At 73.5% G+C, this 15,640-nt stretch carries 11 protein-coding genes; 8 read left to right on the top strand and 3 right to left on the bottom strand.

Translation table 11 applies throughout. The features are described from left to right. Window positions 1-1,120: 1,120 nt before the first annotated feature. Both QA634_RS06845 and QA634_RS06840 read right to left on the bottom strand, forming a co-directional pair. A complete protein-coding gene (locus tag QA634_RS06845) occupies window positions 1,121-4,312 on the bottom strand; it encodes an efflux RND transporter permease subunit (protein WP_012331283.1) in 3,192 nt (1,063 codons plus the stop codon). A gap of 221 nt (window positions 4,313-4,533) precedes the next feature. Next, window positions 4,534-5,820 carry an efflux RND transporter periplasmic adaptor subunit gene (locus QA634_RS06840; RefSeq protein WP_085984458.1) on the bottom strand — a complete coding sequence of 429 codons (1,287 nt, stop codon included), beginning with the start codon at window positions 5,818-5,820 and terminating at the stop codon, window positions 4,534-4,536. Window positions 5,821-5,908: 88 nt separating this feature from the next. On the opposite strand from QA634_RS06840, the gene QA634_RS06835 reads away from it, so the two are divergent. The 4 genes from QA634_RS06835 (at window position 5,909) to QA634_RS06820 (ending at window position 10,559) form a co-directional block, all read left to right on the top strand. Beyond that, entirely contained in the window at window positions 5,909-6,562 is a 654-nt protein-coding gene (locus QA634_RS06835) for a TetR/AcrR family transcriptional regulator (RefSeq protein ID WP_012331281.1), read from the top strand. A 160-nt stretch (window positions 6,563-6,722) separates the two neighbouring features. After that, window positions 6,723-7,340, top strand: a complete 618-nt coding sequence (locus QA634_RS06830; protein ID WP_012331280.1) for a glutathione S-transferase family protein — start codon at window positions 6,723-6,725, stop codon at window positions 7,338-7,340. 58 nt (window positions 7,341-7,398) lie between these two features. Continuing rightward, window positions 7,399-9,459 carry a 2Fe-2S iron-sulfur cluster-binding protein gene (locus QA634_RS06825; protein WP_012331279.1) on the top strand — a complete coding sequence of 687 codons (2,061 nt, stop codon included), beginning with the start codon at window positions 7,399-7,401 and terminating at the stop codon, window positions 9,457-9,459. Between the two features lie 209 nt (window positions 9,460-9,668). Then, entirely contained in the window at window positions 9,669-10,559 is an 891-nt protein-coding gene (locus tag QA634_RS06820; protein ID WP_012331278.1) for a LysR family transcriptional regulator, read from the top strand. Between the two features lie 21 nt (window positions 10,560-10,580). Here QA634_RS06820 and QA634_RS06815 read toward each other — a convergent pair whose 3' ends face one another. Further along, window positions 10,581-11,063 (bottom strand): Lrp/AsnC family transcriptional regulator, encoded by a 483-nt coding sequence (locus QA634_RS06815; RefSeq protein WP_012331277.1) that lies wholly within the window; start codon window positions 11,061-11,063, stop codon window positions 10,581-10,583. An 84-nt stretch (window positions 11,064-11,147) separates the two neighbouring features. On the opposite strand from QA634_RS06815, the gene QA634_RS06810 reads away from it, so the two are divergent. The 4 genes from QA634_RS06810 (at window position 11,148) to QA634_RS06795 (ending at window position 15,545) form a co-directional block, all read left to right on the top strand. After that, on the top strand, window positions 11,148-12,248 hold the full coding sequence (locus QA634_RS06810; RefSeq protein WP_050777549.1) for a pyridoxal-phosphate dependent enzyme: 1,101 nt from the start codon (window positions 11,148-11,150) through the stop codon (window positions 12,246-12,248). Between the two features lie 138 nt (window positions 12,249-12,386). Beyond that, a complete protein-coding gene (locus tag QA634_RS06805) occupies window positions 12,387-13,640 on the top strand; it encodes a Zn-dependent hydrolase (RefSeq protein WP_012331275.1) in 1,254 nt (417 codons plus the stop codon). A gap of 63 nt (window positions 13,641-13,703) precedes the next feature. Continuing rightward, window positions 13,704-14,471: a LamB/YcsF family protein gene (locus QA634_RS06800; RefSeq protein WP_012331274.1), complete on the top strand. Its 768-nt coding sequence runs from the start codon at window positions 13,704-13,706 to the stop codon at window positions 14,469-14,471. 69 nt (window positions 14,472-14,540) lie between these two features. Beyond that, the gene (locus tag QA634_RS06795) at window positions 14,541-15,545 is read left to right on the top strand and encodes a TRAP transporter substrate-binding protein (RefSeq protein WP_265576547.1); all 1,005 of its coding nucleotides are present in this window, start codon (window positions 14,541-14,543) and stop codon (window positions 15,543-15,545) included. Window positions 15,546-15,640 lie beyond the last annotated feature (95 nt).

Raw genomic sequence — 15,640 nt, 5'->3', positions numbered from 1 at the left:
GCCGGCGCGATGCGCTCGCGATCGGGTCCGTCGCGCCGCCTGCAAGGCACAGCCAAGCAGTAAAGCAACGGCCGTGTGTTGGGCGGGGCGACATGATGGGGTGTTGTCCAACCCGGATTCGTGGTGTATATGGTTTGCTGTATAGTCGTGGTGCGACACATTCGGGCAATCTGAAGCGATTGTGACTTGCCTGGGAGGTTCGGGATCGGGTCCCATGGAACGTCCGCAGTCAGCAAGTCGGCACTGCCTCTCGTGCGACCAACACACGATCTAGAAATATCGAACTGAATCAGTTCACTACCCCAACGTATGTGCCCGATCGATGACTCGGTACACCGTAAGACCGCGCGCCAGGAATACTGCATGCCAAGCGTCAGGGCATGCCAAGTGTCAGGACGCCCTGCCCGGCGGGAAGGGCGGCAAACCCGGTGGCCGCGCCGAGGCGGACGCACCGGCGCGGAGGATCCGGGAGCCGGCTCGGTCCCGCGATCTCCGCTTGGACAGGTCCCCGCGGGTGGCGGGAGGTCGGCCGAGAGGGGTGGTGGGACGGACTCGGCAATGGATCGACGCGCCGCCGCGGATCCCTCGGGCCGCCGCGGATCCCTCGGCGGGCGGGCGCGCTGCATCGAGGCTTGGCGGTTTCGTGCCCACGCGGCGGGTGTGCTCCTCTTCTTCAAGGACGAAGCAAATGCCAAGCACGTTCGCGTCTGCCACGCAGAGTGAGGGCGGGGCCGTGGCCGAGAGGGCCGATAAGATCCGCCAGCATATCAGGAACATGCTTCGCAGGCTCAACAGCCTGAGGGGGGAATCGGAGAAATCGACCTCGGCGTGACCGCTCCGGACGGGGCGTGTCGGCGCACCGGGGAGGAATCCGCAGCATTCGGGCCTGGTGATGCTGCGAAGCGATCGTGGGGGCCCGTCGTTGCAGGGCTCCCCGGACACCCTCCGGGCGAGCGGAGGGCCGCGCATCGGGACGGACGCGCGCGATTCCGACGGTGACGTGGCCGGATCCGGCCCGGGGAGCCGGGCGTCGGCTGCCCATCATTCGCCGCAGCGGTGACCGCTGCGGCGAATGATGCGGGACCAAGAGCCTGAGCAGAATCGCATGGGGCAATTCCGCTCAGGCGGCCTCGACGAGGTCGTCGCGCGGCGCGACGGACGCGCCGCCATGGTGCCTGAGCGGCCTGTTGCCGCCGAGGCCGCGCAACAGCACGTAGAACACGGGCGTCAGGAAGAGCCCGAACGCCGTCACGCCGATCATCCCGGAGAAGACCGCGACGCCCATGGCGCTGCGCATCTCCGAGCCGGCCCCGGTCGCGGTGACGAGGGGCAGGACGCCCATGATGAAGGCCATCGAGGTCATCAGGATCGGGCGCAGCCGCAGGCGGCTCGCCTCGATCGCCGCCCGGCGCGGGGAGCGACCGGCGAGTTCCAGCTCGCGGGCGAATTCCACGATCAGGATGGCGTTCTTGGCCGAGAGGCCGACCAGCACGATCAGGCCGATCTGCGTGAAGACGTTGTTGTCCCCCGCCGAGAGCCACACGCCGACCATGGCCGCGAGCAGGCCCATCGGCACGATCAGGAGGATCGCCAGCGGCAGGGCGAGGCTCTCGTACTGCGCGGCCAGCACCAGGAACACCAGGAGCAGCGCGAGCGGGAACACCCAGACTCCCGAATTGCCGGCGATGAACTCCTGGTAGGTGAGGTCGGTCCACTCGAAGGCGAAGCCCCGCGGCAGGGTCTCGGCCGCGATGCGCGCCGCCGCCGCCTGGGCCTGCCCCGACGAGGAGCCGGGGGCCGCGCCCGCGTTGATGTCGGCGGACAGGAAGCCGTTGTAGCGCATGGCCCGCTCCGGGCCGGCGGTCTGCCGGACGCGGAGCAGGGCCGAGAGCGGCACCATCTCGCCCGAGGCGGCGCGCACCTTCAGCAGGCCGACATCGTCCTGGCGGGCGCGGAAGGGCGCGTCGGCCTGCACGCGGACCGAGTAGGTCCGGCCGAACCTGTTGAAGTCGTTCACGTAGAGCGATCCGAGATAGATCTGCAGCGTGTCGAACACGTCCGTCACCGGGATGCCGAGCTGACGCGCCTTCGTGCGGTCGATGTCCGCGAAGAGCTGCGGCACGTTCATCTGGAAGCTCGAGAACAGGCCGGCGAGTTCCGGAGCCTGGGCGGCCCTGGCCATGAAGGCCTGGGTGGCCTCGTTGAGGGCCTCGTAGCCGAGGCCGGCCCGATCCTCGATCTGGAGCTTGAACCCGCCGATCGTGCCGAGCCCGTTGACGGGCGGCGGCGGGAACATGGCGATGAACGCCTCGGGGATCGCGGCGTACTTCGCATTCAGCGATCGCGCGATGGCCGCCCCGCTCAGCGCGGGGTCCCGGCGCTGCTCGAACGGGGTCAGGGTCGAGAACACGATCCCGGAATTCGCGCTGTTGGTGAAGCCGTTGATCGAGAGGCCCGGGAACGCGACGGCGCTCTCGACGCCGGGCTCCCTGAGGGCGATCTCGCTCATGCGGCGGATCACCTCCTCGGTCCGGTCGAGGGTCGCGCCGTCGGGCAGTTGCGCGAAGCCGACGAGGTACTGCTTGTCCTGGGCCGGCACGAAGCCGCCGGGGATCTGGCGGAACAGGAGCGCGGTCGCGCCGACGAGCACGAGGTAGAGGACCATCATCGCCGCCTTGCGCGAGACGACGAGGCCGACCCCGCGCCCGTAGCCGGCGGACGCCGTCCCGAAGGCCCGGTTGAACCGCCGGAAGAACCAGCCGAGCAGCCCGTCCAGGATCCGGGTCAGCCGGTCCTTGGGCGCGCCGTGATCCTTCAGCAGGAGCGCCGAGAGGGCCGGCGAGAGGGTCAGGGAATTCACCGCCGAGATCACCGTCGAGATCGCGATGGTCAGGGCGAACTGCTTGTAGAACTGGCCCGTCAGGCCGCTGATGAAGGCCAGCGGCACGAACACCGCGACGAGGACGAGGGCGATGGCGATGATCGGGCCCGAGACCTCGCGCATGGCGCGGTGGCTGGCCTCCCGCGGCGCCAGCCCGCTCTCGATGTTCCGCTCGACGTTCTCGACCACCACGATGGCGTCGTCGACGACGATGCCGATGGCGAGGACCAGGCCGAACAGGCTCAGCGCGTTGATCGAGAAGCCGAAGGCGTGCATCACCGCGAAGGTGCCGACGATGGAGACCGGCACGGCCAGCAGCGGGATGATCGAGGCCCGCCAGGTCTGCAGGAACAGGATCACGACGAGCACCACGAGGGCGACCGCCTCCAGCAGCGTGTGGATGACCGCCTCGATCGAGGCGCGCACGAACTGCGTCGGGTCGTAGACGATCCGGTAATCGACGCCCTCCGGCATGGTCGTCTTGATCTCCGCCATGGTGCGGCGGACCTCGTCCGAGATCCGGATCGCGTTCGAGCCCGGCGATTGGGAGATCGGGATCGCGACCGCGGACTTGTTGTCGAGGAGCGAGCGCAGGGCGTAGTCGGCGGCGCCGAGTTCGATCCGCGCGAGGTCGCGCAGGCGCGTGATCTCGCCGTCCGGCCCGGTCTTGACGACGATGTCGCCGAACTGCTCCTCGCTGGTCAGGCGGCCCTGCGCGTTCAGCGAGAGCTGCAGGTCCAGGCCGGGAACGGCCGGCGACGCGCCGATCACGCCGGCCGCCGCCTCCACGTTCTGGGCCTGGATCTCGCGCACGACGTCGCCGGCCGAGAGGCCGTGCTCGGCGACCTTCTGGGGGTCGAGCCAGATGCGCATCGCGTAGTCGCCGGACCCGAACAGCTGCACCTGCCCGACGCCGTCGAGGCGGGCCAGGCGGTCCCTGATGTTCAGGACGGCGTAGTTGCGCAGGTAGGTCATGTCGTAGCGGCCGTCCGGCGACAGGAGGTGCACGACCATGGTCAGGTCGGGCGAACTCTTCACCGTGACGATGCCGAGCTGGCGCACGACGGCCGGCAGGCGCGGCTCGGCCTGCGCGACGCGGTTCTGGACCAGCTGCTGGGCCTTGTCGGGGTCGGTGCCGAGCCGGAAGGTGACGGTCAGCGTCATGATGCCGTCCGTCGTGGCTTGGCTCGACATGTAGAGCATGCCCTCGACGCCGTTGATCTGCTCCTCGATCGGCGTCGCGACGGTCTCGGCGATGACCTTCGGATTGGCGCCCGGGAAGGTCGCGCGGACCACCACGGAGGGGGGCACCACGTCCGGATACTCGGAAATCGGCATCGCGAGGAGCGAGAGCAGGCCCGCGATGAAGATGAGCACGGAGAGCACGCCCGCGAAGATCGGGCGGTCGATGAAGAACTTGGAGAGGTTCATGGCGCCCTCCGGGGGCGAGGACGATCGCGGGAAGACGCGGCCGCGGACGGCCGCCGTGAGGGCCTTGTCGGGGATTGGGCCGGGCGGGGACCGGGGAGGCGCCTGCGCCGCGCGCGCCTGCTCAGCGCTGCGCGAACCTGCTCAGCGCTGCGCGAACCTGCTCAGCGCTGCGCGAACCTGCTCAGCGCTGCGCGAACCTGCTCAGCGCTGCGCGAACCTGCTCAGCGCTGCGCGAGCTTGCCCGGAGCGGACGGTCCGTCCTGCGAGGGCGACCGCGCGCCCATGGTCACCGGAGTGGCGCTGACGAGCGTGCCGGGCCGGATGCGCTGCAGCCCGTTGACCACGATGCGCTCGCCGGCGGCGAGGCCGGAGGTCACGACCCGCAGGCCGTCGACGGCCCGGCCGAGGGTGATCGCCCGGAGAGCGGCCCGGCCATCCGCGCCCACCACCAGGACGAACTTCTTGTCCTGGTCGGTGCCGACCGCCCGCTCGTCCACGAGCAGGAGCGTCTCGGGCACGGCCTGCCCGAGCCGGATGCGCGCGAACTGCCCGGGCATCAGGCGGCCGTCCCGGTTGGCGAAGCGCGCGCGGACGCGGATCGTCCCGCTGCGCGCGTCGACCCTGTTGTCGATGAACTGGAGGTGGCCCCTGGCGCGGCCGCCATCGGCCGTGACCATCTCGACCGGAACGCGCGCGAGCTGGCCGCGCCCGCTCGACGGCTCGGCGATCGAGGCCAGCGCCCGCAGGACGGTGGCCTCGTCCGCGTCGAAGCTCGCGTCGATCGGATCGACCGAGACGAGGGTCGTCAGCACGGTGGCGCCCGCCCCGGTCGCCACGAGGTTGCCGGGCGTGATCTCGCGGCGCCCGACGCGGCCGGCCACGGCCGCCCGGACCTCCGTGTAGTCGAGATTGAGGCGCGCCGCCTGAAGCGCCGCCCTCGCGGCCTCCAGGCTCGCCTTCGCCTCCTTGAACGCGTTGGCCCGGACGTCGAGGTCGCGCGCCGTGACGATGCGCTGGTCCGACAGGCGCTGCCCACGCGCGAAGTCGCTCGCCGTCAGGGCGAGGCGCGCCTCGGCGCCGGCCGCTTGGGCCTCCAGGCGCTGCACCTCGGCCGCGTAGGGCGCGGGGTCGATCGTCACCAGGAGGTCCCCGGCCTTGACCATCTCGCCCTCGACGAAGTGGGTGGCCTGGACCGCGCCGCCGACCCGCGCCCTCACGTCGATGCGGTCGACGGCCTCCAGGCGCCCCGAGAACTCGTCCCAGAGGCGGACCTCGCGCGGTTCGACGGCGGCGACGGCGGCCGGCGCGGCCTGCTCGGCGGGCGGCGTCGCCGCGACGGCCCGGCTCCCGCGCAGCAGCGCCGGCGACGCGACGTGGTAGGATGCGCCCGCCAGCAGCGCGAGCAGGAGGCCGGCCGCGAGGCCGGGGCGGAGACGAGAGCGGGAGGGGCGGGCAGGGGAAGCGGAAGGGGAGGCGTCACGCTGAGGGGTCACGACCGACTCCGATATCTGTATGGTTCGCTACACATGTCGGCGTGGACGCCGGGCGTCAAGCGACTTATTTACCACTCGTTACAAAACGCGGAGATGGCGGACGATGGCGATGGGGCGGCCCCGGTCCTTCGACACGGACAAGGCCCTGGACGAGGCGATGGAGGTGTTCTGGCGCCACGGCTACGACGGCGCGAGCCTCGCCATGCTGACCAGGGCGATGGGCATCAAGCCGCCGAGCCTCTACGCGGCCTTCGGCAGCAAGGAGGGCCTGCTGAAGGCCGCCCTCGACCGCTACGCGCAGAGACGCTCCGAGCACATGCGGTACGTCCTGGCCGCCCCGACGGCGCGCGACGTGGCCGAGCGCTTCCTGGGCAGCATCGCCGAGAGCCACACGGACCCGGCCAATCCCCCCGGCTGCCTGCTGGTCCAGGGCGGGCTCGCCTGCGGGGCCGGGTCGGAGAACATCCCGTTCGAACTGGCGTCGCGGCGCGCCCAGACCGAGGCGGAGCTTCGCGAGCGGTTCGTGCGGGCGAGGCAGGACGGCGACCTGCCGCGGGAGGCCGACCCGGCGGCGCTGGCGCGCTTCCTCTCGACGGTGGCCTCGGGCATGGGCGTCCTGGCGTCGTCGGGCGCCGACCGCGAGGCGCTGCGGCAGGTCGCGCGCGTCTCGCTCGGGGCCTTCGCGCGGGATACGCTCGCCGCGCGGGCGGGCGGCCCGGCGAGCGACGCCGCGGAGCAACCGACGCCCCGCCGCTGACCGTCGCGCCCGCGCGGACCGGCGCGCCGCACCGGCCGCGCGGATTGTTCCGGCATCCGGAACGATGAACTGTCGAGAGCGCTCATTCTCGCCGCGCGGGGACCTCGCCATCCTCCGCGGGCGGCCCGGGGACGGCCCGGCCGCCGCGGCGAGGACGATCATGAAGCTCTACCACCATCCCCTGTCGGGCCACGCGCACCGGGCGCGCCTTTTCCTCTCGCTCGTGGGCGCGCCGCACGAGTTGATCGAGGTCGACCTGAGGGCCGGCGCCCACAAGACCCCGGAATTCCTGGCGCTCAACCCGTTCGGGCAGGTGCCGGTGCTGGTGGATGACGGCGTGGTCGTGGCCGATTCCAACGCGATCCTGGTCTACGTCGCACGCAAGCTCGGCCGGACCGACTGGCTGCCCGCGGACCCGCGCGGCGAGGCCGCCGTCCAGCGCTGGCTGTCGGTGGCGGCGGGCGAGCTGGCCTACGGCCCCGCGGCGGCGCGGCTCATCACGGTCTTCGGGGCGAAGCGCGATCCCGAGGAGGTGATCGGCCGGGCCCACACGCTCCTGCGCCGGCTCGACACCCATCTGGCCGGCCGCGACTGGCTCGTCGGCGCGGGCCCGACCATCGCGGACGTCGCGCTCTACAGCTACGTGGCCCGCGCCCCCGAGGGGAATGTCGACCTGTCCGGCTACCCCGCCGTCGCGGCCTTCCTGCGCCGGGTCGAGGCCCTGCCGGGCTTCGTCCCCTTCGCCGAGACGCCCGTCGGCACCTCCGCGGCGGCGTGACCCGCGGGTGCGGGCGCGCCCGAGGGCGCCCGGCGGAACCGGATCGGAGGACGAGGCCATGGCTGGGGTTCGAGCCGTGACGCGGGTGCCGACCTGGCACCCCGGCGAGAAGGCGATCCAGGAGCGGGTCGGCGTCGCCGCGCACATGGAGGAGGTGGGCCGGCGCGTGGTGCGGGACGCCATGCCCGACCAGCACCGCGCCTTCTTCGCCCAGATCCCCTTCGTGGTCCTGGGCAGCGTCGACGGGCGGGGGGAGGCATGGGCCACGCTCCTGGCCGGACGGCCCGGCTTCATCGCCTCGCCCACGCCCCGCCTCCTCACCATCGATGCGGGGGGCGATGCCGCCGATCCGGCGAGCGCGGGGATGCGGGAGGGCGAGCCGGTCGGCCTGCTCGGCATCGAGCTCCACACCCGCCGCCGCAACCGCGCGAACGGCGTCCTGCGCGCCTCGGCGGGCGGCCTAAGCGTCGCGGTCGACCAGAGCTTCGGCAACTGCCCCCAGTACATCCAGCTGCGCGACGCCGCCTTCGTGCGCGACCCGCGCGCGCCGTCCCCCGGCATCGTCGAGGAGAGCGCCGCGCTCGACGCGCCGGCGCGCCGCCTGATCGCGGCGGCGGACACGTTCTTCGTGGCATCCTACGCGGAGCGCGAGGCGGGCCGCCAGGTCGACGTCTCGCATCGCGGCGGCAAGGCCGGCTTCCTCCGCGTCGCCGCGGACGGCACGCTCACGGTGCCTGACTTCGCCGGCAACCTGTTCTTCGCCACGCTCGGCAACATCCTCCTCAACGGCAGGGCGGGGCTGGTCTTCGCCGATTTCGAGACGGGCGACCTGCTGCAGATGACCGGCGAGGCCGAGGTGATCCTGGACTCGCCCGAGATCGCGGCCTTTCAGGGCGCCGAGCGCCTGTGGACCTTCCGGCCCCGCCGGGTCGTGCGCAGGCGGGAGGCTCTCCCGCTGCGCTGGTCCTTCCGGCCGCAGGGCTGGTCGCCCAACTCCCTGATGACCGGCGACTGGCGCGAGGCCGCCGACCGCCTCCGCGCGGCCGAGCGCGCGGCCCGCTGGCGCCCGTTCAGGGTGACGAGGATCGTCGAGGAGAGCCGCGCGATCCGCTCGTTCCACTTGGTTCCGGACGACGGGGCCGGGCTCATCCCGCATCGCGCGGGGCAGCACCTGCCGATCCGCGTGACGCTGCCCGGGTCGGACCGGGCGAGCCTGCGGACCTACACGCTGTCGGTCGCGCCCTCGGACGCGGTCTACCGCATCAGCGTCAAGCGGGACGGCGCGGTGTCGCGCCACCTGCACGACGCGATCCGGGTCGGCGACGCCATCGAGGCGGGCGCGCCGCGCGGCGGCTTCACCATCGACGCCCGCGCGCCGCGGCCGGCGGTCATGCTCGCCGGCGGCATCGGGATCACGCCGCTCCTGGCGATGCTGCGGCACGTCGTCTACGAGGGGCTGCGCACCCGGAGCACCCGCCCGACCACGCTCGTCCACGCCGCCCGCACGAAGGCCGACCGCCCCTTCGACCGGGAGCTGGCCGACCTCGCCGAGGCGGCGCGGGGCGCCGTGCGGATCGTGCGCGTGCTCGGCGACCCCGACGGGGCCCGGGAGGGCGTCGACTACGAGGCCGCGGGCCGGATCGACATCGCCCTCCTGCGGCGCTTCCTCGCCTTCGGCGACGCCGATTTCTTCCTCTGCGGGCCGCCGGGCTTCGTCCAGGCGCTCTACGACGGGTTGCGCGCCGCCCGCGTCGCCGACGCGCGGATCCACGCGGAGGCGTTCGGTCCCTCCTCGCTGGTCCGGACGGCACCGGCCGCGCCCGCCGCTCCGCCGCGCCCGCCCGCCTCGGCCGCGCCCGTTCCGGTGATCTTCGCCGAGTCCGCCAAGGAGGCGCGCTGGACCCCGGATTCGGGCAGCCTGCTCGACCTGGCGGAGGCCCGAGGTCTCAGTCCCGCCTTCGGCTGCCGGCAGGGGAGCTGCGGCACCTGCCGGACCAAGCTCCTGGCCGGAGCGGTGACCTACCTGCGGGAGCCGGGCGCGCCCGTCGCGCGCGACGAGGTGCTGATCTGCTCGGCGGTGCCGGCCGAGGGCGCGGAGCGGATCCGGCTCGCGCTCTGACGAGGCGCGCCCCGCGCGGCCCTTCCGCCCTCCCTCCCCCGATCCGCCGACGATCGCCGGGGCGGACCGCCGGAGCCGGACCGCCCCCGGCGGGTGAGGTGACGCCGTCCTCCCGCGTATCCTACCATCCCGGCGCGATCCCGCGGCGCGGGCGGGGACGCGGGCGGCGCGCGCCCGGCGGGAGCGTCCGGCAGGCGGGAGCGAGGGCGATGGATCGCTGGCAGGCCATGCGCATCGTCGTGAAAGTCGCCGAGACGGCGAGCTTCGCGGAGGCCGCGCGCCACCTGCACATGAGCCCGCCGGCCGTGACGCGCGCGGTGGCGGGACTCGAAGAGGTCATCGGCGCCCGCCTCTTCGTGCGCACCACGCGCTCCGTGAAGCTGACGGAGGCGGGCGGGCGCTACGTCGAGGATTGCCGCCGCATCCTGGCCGACCTCGCCGAGGCCGAGGCCGCCGCCGCCGGCTCCTACGCGACGCCGTCCGGGACGCTCACGGTCACGGCCTCGGTCCTGTTCGGGCAGATGCACGTGCTGCCCATCGTCACCGACTACCTCGACGCCTACCCGACCATGGCCGCGCGGACGCTCTTCGTCGACCGCCTGGTGAACATCGTCGAGGAGGGCGTCGACGTCGCGATCCGCATCGGCCACCTGCCGGATTCCGGCTTCACGGCCATCCGGGTCGGGGCGATGCGCCGCGTCGTCTGCGGGTCGCCCGCCTATTTCGAGCGGCACGGTGTTCCGGCGACGCCCGCCGACCTGAAGGATCACCGCATCGCGGTCTCGACCGGCGCCTGGGCCTCGCCGGAATGGCGGTTCGGGCGCGACGAGCGCGTGACCGTCCACTCCGCCCTTCAGAGCAACAGCAACGAGGCGCCGATCTCCGCGGCCCTCTCGGGCTGGGGGCTGACGCGGGCGCTGCACTACCAGGTCGGTCCCGCCCTGCGCGACGGGCGCCTGCGGATCGTGCTCGCCGATTACGAGGAGCCGCCGCTGCCGATCCACGTGCTGCACCCCGGGGGACGGCGCGCGCCGGCCAAGGTCAGGACCTTCGTCGATTTCGCCGTGGCGCGGCTGCGCGCGATTCCTCTGCCGACCTGAGCGGCCCGCGCGGCCGCGCGATCACGGGGCCGAGCGGCCGGCCGCCAGCGGCGTGCCGGCGACCTGCCGCATGGCGATGATGGTGCGGAACGCCCGCACGTTCGGATCGGCGTGGAAGACCTCGCGGGCGAAGGCCTCGTAGGCCTCCATGCCCGAGAGCTGCAGGTGCACGACGAAGTCGACCTCGCCCGTGACGTACCACGCCGCCCTCACCTCGGGCCGGGCGCGCAGCCGGCGCACGAAGGCGTCGAGGAGATCGGGAGATTCGCGCTCCAGCGACACCAGGACGTGGATGGTGAGCGGCGCGCCGAGCACGGCCGGGTGCACCAGGGCCACGTCGGCGACGATGATCCCCTCGGCGCGCAGGCGCCGCAGCCGGCGCAGCACCGCGCTCTCGGACAGGCCGACGCGCTCGGCCAGGAGGCGGGCCGGCACTTGGTTGTCGCGCTGGACCTCGGCCAGCAGAGCGCGATCGAAGGCGTCGAGATCGACGTTTTCCGGCATGGGCGGCGGATTCGCGGCGGAAACAGGCGAGCCTTAGCATGATTTCGGCGCCTTCCGCCGCCGCGGACCGGCATCATTATGGGCATGACCGACCCCGCCCTCTCGCCCACCGCCGCGATCGCCGACCCCGCCGCGATCGACATGATTGCCGCGATCGATGCGATCGCCGCGGACCTGCGCGGCCTCGATCCGGCCTACGCGCCCACGCCGCTCCGGCCGCTTCCCGGTTTGGCCTCGCATCTCGGCGTCGCGCAGGTGCTCGCCAAGGACGAGGGGCGCCGCATGCTCGGCAGCTTCAAGTCCCTCGGGGGCACCTATGCGGGCCTCAGGGCCCTGGCCCGGGCCGCCGGGACCGACCTCTCCGGCCTCGTCGCGGCGCGGCCGGCCGGCCAGCCGACCCTCCTCTGCGCCAGCGACGGCAATCACGGCCTCGCGGTCGCGGCCGCGGCGCGCCTCGCCGGGGCCGCCGCCCGCATCTACCTGCACGCGGGCGTGCCCGCGCCCCGCGCCCGGCGCATCGCCGCATGGGGAGCCGAGATCGTCAGGGTCGCGGGCACCTACGACGACGCGGTCGATGCCGCGGCGGCCGCGGCGCGGGAGGGCCTCGGCATCCTGGTGGCCGACACCACGGACGATCCCCGCGACCCCGTCGTCGGCGACGTCATGGCCGGCTACGGCGTCATGGCCGCGGAGATCCGGCGGCAGGTCGAGGATGCGGGCGAGGCCCGGCCGACGCACCTCTTCGTCCAGGCCGGCGTCGGCGGCCTCGCCGCCGCGATGGCCGAGGGGCTCGCCGGCTGGCTGGCCCCGCCCGGATCGGTGGTGGCGGTCGAGCCCGAGACGGCGTCCTGCCTCCCGGCGGCGCTGGCGGCGAACCGGCCGGTGCGCGTGCCGGGCGACCTGCACACGCGGGCCGAGATGCTGTCCTGCGGCGAGGCGAGCGCCCCGGCCCTCGCCGTGCTTCGGCGCCGCGGCGTGCGCGTCGTGACCGTGTCCGAGCCGGACCTGGCGGCGGCCCCGCAGCTCCTCGCCGCGCAGGGCGGCCCCGCGACGACCCCGTCGGGCGCCGCGGGCCTCGCGGGCGCCGTCGCCGCCCTCCGGCAGCCGGGGAGGCGAGCCGATCTCGGCCTCGACCGCGCGAGCCGGCTCCTGATCCTGGTCACCGAGGGCGCGCTCGAGGACTAGAGCATTTTCCGACGAAGTGGATGCCGGTTCGTCGCAGAAAATGCGGCAAGATCAGAGACCTACAGCAGCACCCGATTGCAACGTGATCGGGTGCTGCTCTAGGCGCGCCCGACGCCGTCGGACATCCGGACCCGTCCCATGACTTCACCCCCCACCATCGACGCCGCGCGCTTCCTCGACCGCCTGCGGGCGCTCGCGGGGGTCGGCCGCGACGCCCAGGGCCGGCTGACCCGGCTGGCCGCCTCGGACGCGGACAGGGCCGGGCGCGACGCCGTCGCGGGCTGGATGCGCGAGGCGGGCCTGGAGGTGAGGGTGGACCGGATCGGCAACCTGCTCGGGCTCTGGCGGCCCGAAGGCGCGCAGGGCGACCCGGTGATGATCGGGTCGCACATCGACACCGTCGTCGATGCGGGCGCCTATGACGGCTGCGTCGGCGTTCTCGCGGGCCTCGCGGTGGTCGAGGCGCTGCGGGAGGCGGGCGGCCGGCCGGCGCATCCGCTCGCCGTCGCCGCCTTCACCAACGAGGAAGGGGTGCGCTACGCGCCCGACATGCTGGGCTCGCTCGTCTACGCGGGCGGCCTCGCGGCGGAGGCGGCGCTGGCGACGGTCGGCGTGGACGGGACGGTGCTGGGCGAGGAATTGTCGCGCATCGGCTACGCGGGGCCGCACGCGCCGGGCTTCCTGCGGCCGCGCGCCTATGTCGAGCTGCATGTCGAGCAGGGGCCGGTGCTGGAGCGCGAGGGCACCGCGATCGGCGCCGTGGCGGCGGTGCAGGGCATTTCCTGGCAGGAGGTCACGATCGAGGGCGCGGCCAACCATGCCGGAACGACGCCGATGGCGCTGCGCCGGGATGCGGGCGTGGCCGCCGCGCGGGTCGTGACGTGGCTGCGCGCGCGCGCCAGGGCCGGGAACGGGCGCAGCGTCGCCACGGTCGGCCGCCTGCGCCTGGAGCCGGAGGCGATCAACGTCATCCCGGCCCGCGCCGTGTTCACCGTCGACCTGCGCGACCCGGATGCGGGCCGGCTGGCGGCGCTCGAGGCCGACCTGGCCGAGCGGCTCGATCAGGTGGCGCGCGCGGAGGACGTCGCCGTGACGGTCCGGCGCCTCGCCCGCTTCGACCCGGTGGCCTTCGACCCGGGCCTGGTCCGGGCGATCGAGGCCGCCGCGACGCGGCGCGGCCTGTCGGTGCGGCGCATGATCTCGGGCGCCGGGCACGACGCCCAGATGATGGCGCGCCTCTGCCCGGCGGCGATGATCTTCGTGCCCAGCGCCGGCGGCATCAGCCACAGCCCGCACGAGCACACGTCGGAGGCGGAGCTCGTGGCGGGCGCGACCGTGCTGCTCGACGTGGTCCGGCGCCTGTCGGGCCCGCCGGAGGAACCCGCCGAGTGACGAGGCGGGCGCGCCGCCTGGATCACCCGCGCATCATCCGCGATCGCCGCCGTGGAGGCCCCCATGAGGATCAACATCAACGCCGACATCGGCGAGAGCTACGGACGGTTCAAGATCGGCCACGACGAGGCGCTGATGCCGCTGATCGGCTCCGCCAACGTCGCCTGCGGCATGCACGCGGGCGACCCGGGCATCATGGTCGACACGATCCGCGCCGCGCTCGCGAACGGCGTCTCGATCGGAGCCCATCCGGGCTTCAACGACGTCTGGGGCTTCGGCCGCCGGCAGATCCGGATGCGCCCGCTCGACCTCGAATACCTCGTCACCTACCAGATTGGCGCCCTGCAGGCCCTGGCGCGCGGCCAGGGCGCGACGGTCACCCACGTCAAGCCCCACGGGGCGCTGAACAACATGGCGCACGTCGACGAGGATTACGCCATGGCGATCGGGCGCGGCATCCGGACGGCGGACCGCGACCTGATCTACGTCGCCAATGTCGGCTCGGAGATGGCGAAGGCCGCGGAGCGCCTCGGCCTCCGGGTGGCGTCCGAATCCTACGTGGACCGCGTCTACGACGATGACGGTCAGATGAGATCGCGCGAGAGGCCCGACGCGGTGATCCACGATCCGCGGCAGGCGGCCGACCAGGTGCTCCGCTTCATCGCCGAGAAGGCGATCATCTCCCAGTCCGGGCGGAAGATTCCCGCGAGGATCGACACGTTCTGCGTCCACGGCGACGAGCCGACCGCCGTCCCGGTGATGCGGGCCGTGCGCGCGGCCCTCGATGCCGCCGGGATCGCGGTCGTTCCGCTCCCGGCCCTGCTGGGATAACCATGGCGCCCCCGCAGCGGCGAGCGTGCGGGCGGGAGGGGGCTCACCATGAGGCGAGGGCGGCGGGGCTTGCCCCAGCGAGCGGGTTGGACGCGGCGGCGGCTGATCGGGACGCTCCTCGGGCTCCTGCCCGCGCTCGTCGCCGGCCCGGCCGCGGCGCAGGTCCGGTGGGTGATGGCGACCGAGTACCCGGCCAGCACCGTCTCGGGCGTCGGGCTGACGACCTTCGCGCGGCGGGTGTCCGAGCGGACGCAGGGCGCCGTCGAGGTGGCGAACGCCCTCGACAACGCGCTGAAGATCAGTTCGGGCGAGATGATCCGCGCGGCACAGGACGGCCGGATCTCGGGCGGCGACGCCTTCGCCGGGCCGCTCGAGGCCACCGATCCGATCTTCGGGCTGGCCTCCCTGCCCTTCGTCGTCCAGTCCGTCGAGGCCGCCAGGGACCTGAACGCGCGCGCGCGACCGCTCTACGCGCGGGCCCTCGCGGCGCGGGGCCTCACGCTCCTCTACATGACGATCTGGCCGCCGACCGGCCTCTGGACGGCGCGGCCCCTGGCCGGCCCGGACGACCTCCGCGCGATGGCGATCCGCGCCTACGACCCCACCTCGGCCGAGGTGATGCGGGCCGCCGGCGCGAAGGCGGAGTTCATGCCCTTCAGCGAGGCCGTCGCGAAGGTGAGGAGCCGCGACCTGGACGGGATCCTCACCTCCGGGGACGGCGGCGCCGGACGCAGATTGTGGGACGACCTGCGCTACTTCACGGCGATCAACTACGCGATCCCGATCTCGCTGGCCGTCGTGCGGACCGACGCGGTCGAGGCGCTGCCGCCTGCGCAGCGCGAGGCGGTGCTGGCGGCGGCCGCGGAGACCGAGCAGAGCCAGTTCGCGCTGCTCGCGACCCGCACGGCCGACAATTACGCCCGGATGCGCGCGAACGGCGTGGCGATCGCCGAGCCGGCCCCTCCGGCGCTCCTCGCCTCGCTCCGCGCGGGCGCCGCGGGGCCGATCCGCGCCTGGGCGCGGAAGGTGCCGGAGGAGGCGGTCGCGATCCTGGACGGCGCGGGGCCCCGGTGAGCGCGTGACGATCCGTCGAGGTTCGGCACGATCCCTCCGCCGGACTTCAGGGGCTTTCGACCACGACGGGTCTGGACCACGACGCTGCGCCGCCC

The sequence above is a fragment of the Methylobacterium sp. CB376 genome (genome assembly GCF_029714205.1).
GTDB lineage: Bacteria > Pseudomonadota > Alphaproteobacteria > Rhizobiales > Beijerinckiaceae > Methylobacterium.
This window is presented reverse-complemented; position numbering and strand designations above follow the sequence as displayed.

Bases quoted from the DNA above. Each gene is read 5' to 3' on its own strand.
- QA634_RS06845 (WP_012331283.1), bottom strand. From the start codon at position 4,312: ATGAACCTCTCCAAGTTCTTCATCGACCGCCCGATCTTCGCGGGCGTG.
- QA634_RS06835 (WP_012331281.1), top strand. From the start codon at position 5,909: ATGGCGATGGGGCGGCCCCGGTCCTTCGACACGGACAAGGCCCTGGAC.
- QA634_RS06830 (WP_012331280.1), top strand. From the start codon at position 6,723: ATGAAGCTCTACCACCATCCCCTGTCGGGCCACGCGCACCGGGCGCGC.
- QA634_RS06825 (WP_012331279.1), top strand. From the start codon at position 7,399: ATGGCTGGGGTTCGAGCCGTGACGCGGGTGCCGACCTGGCACCCCGGC.
- QA634_RS06820 (WP_012331278.1), top strand. From the start codon at position 9,669: ATGGATCGCTGGCAGGCCATGCGCATCGTCGTGAAAGTCGCCGAGACG.
- QA634_RS06815 (WP_012331277.1), bottom strand. From the start codon at position 11,063: ATGCCGGAAAACGTCGATCTCGACGCCTTCGATCGCGCTCTGCTGGCC.
- QA634_RS06810 (WP_050777549.1), top strand. From the start codon at position 11,148: ATGACCGACCCCGCCCTCTCGCCCACCGCCGCGATCGCCGACCCCGCC.
- QA634_RS06805 (WP_012331275.1), top strand. From the start codon at position 12,387: ATGACTTCACCCCCCACCATCGACGCCGCGCGCTTCCTCGACCGCCTG.
- QA634_RS06800 (WP_012331274.1), top strand. From the start codon at position 13,704: ATGAGGATCAACATCAACGCCGACATCGGCGAGAGCTACGGACGGTTC.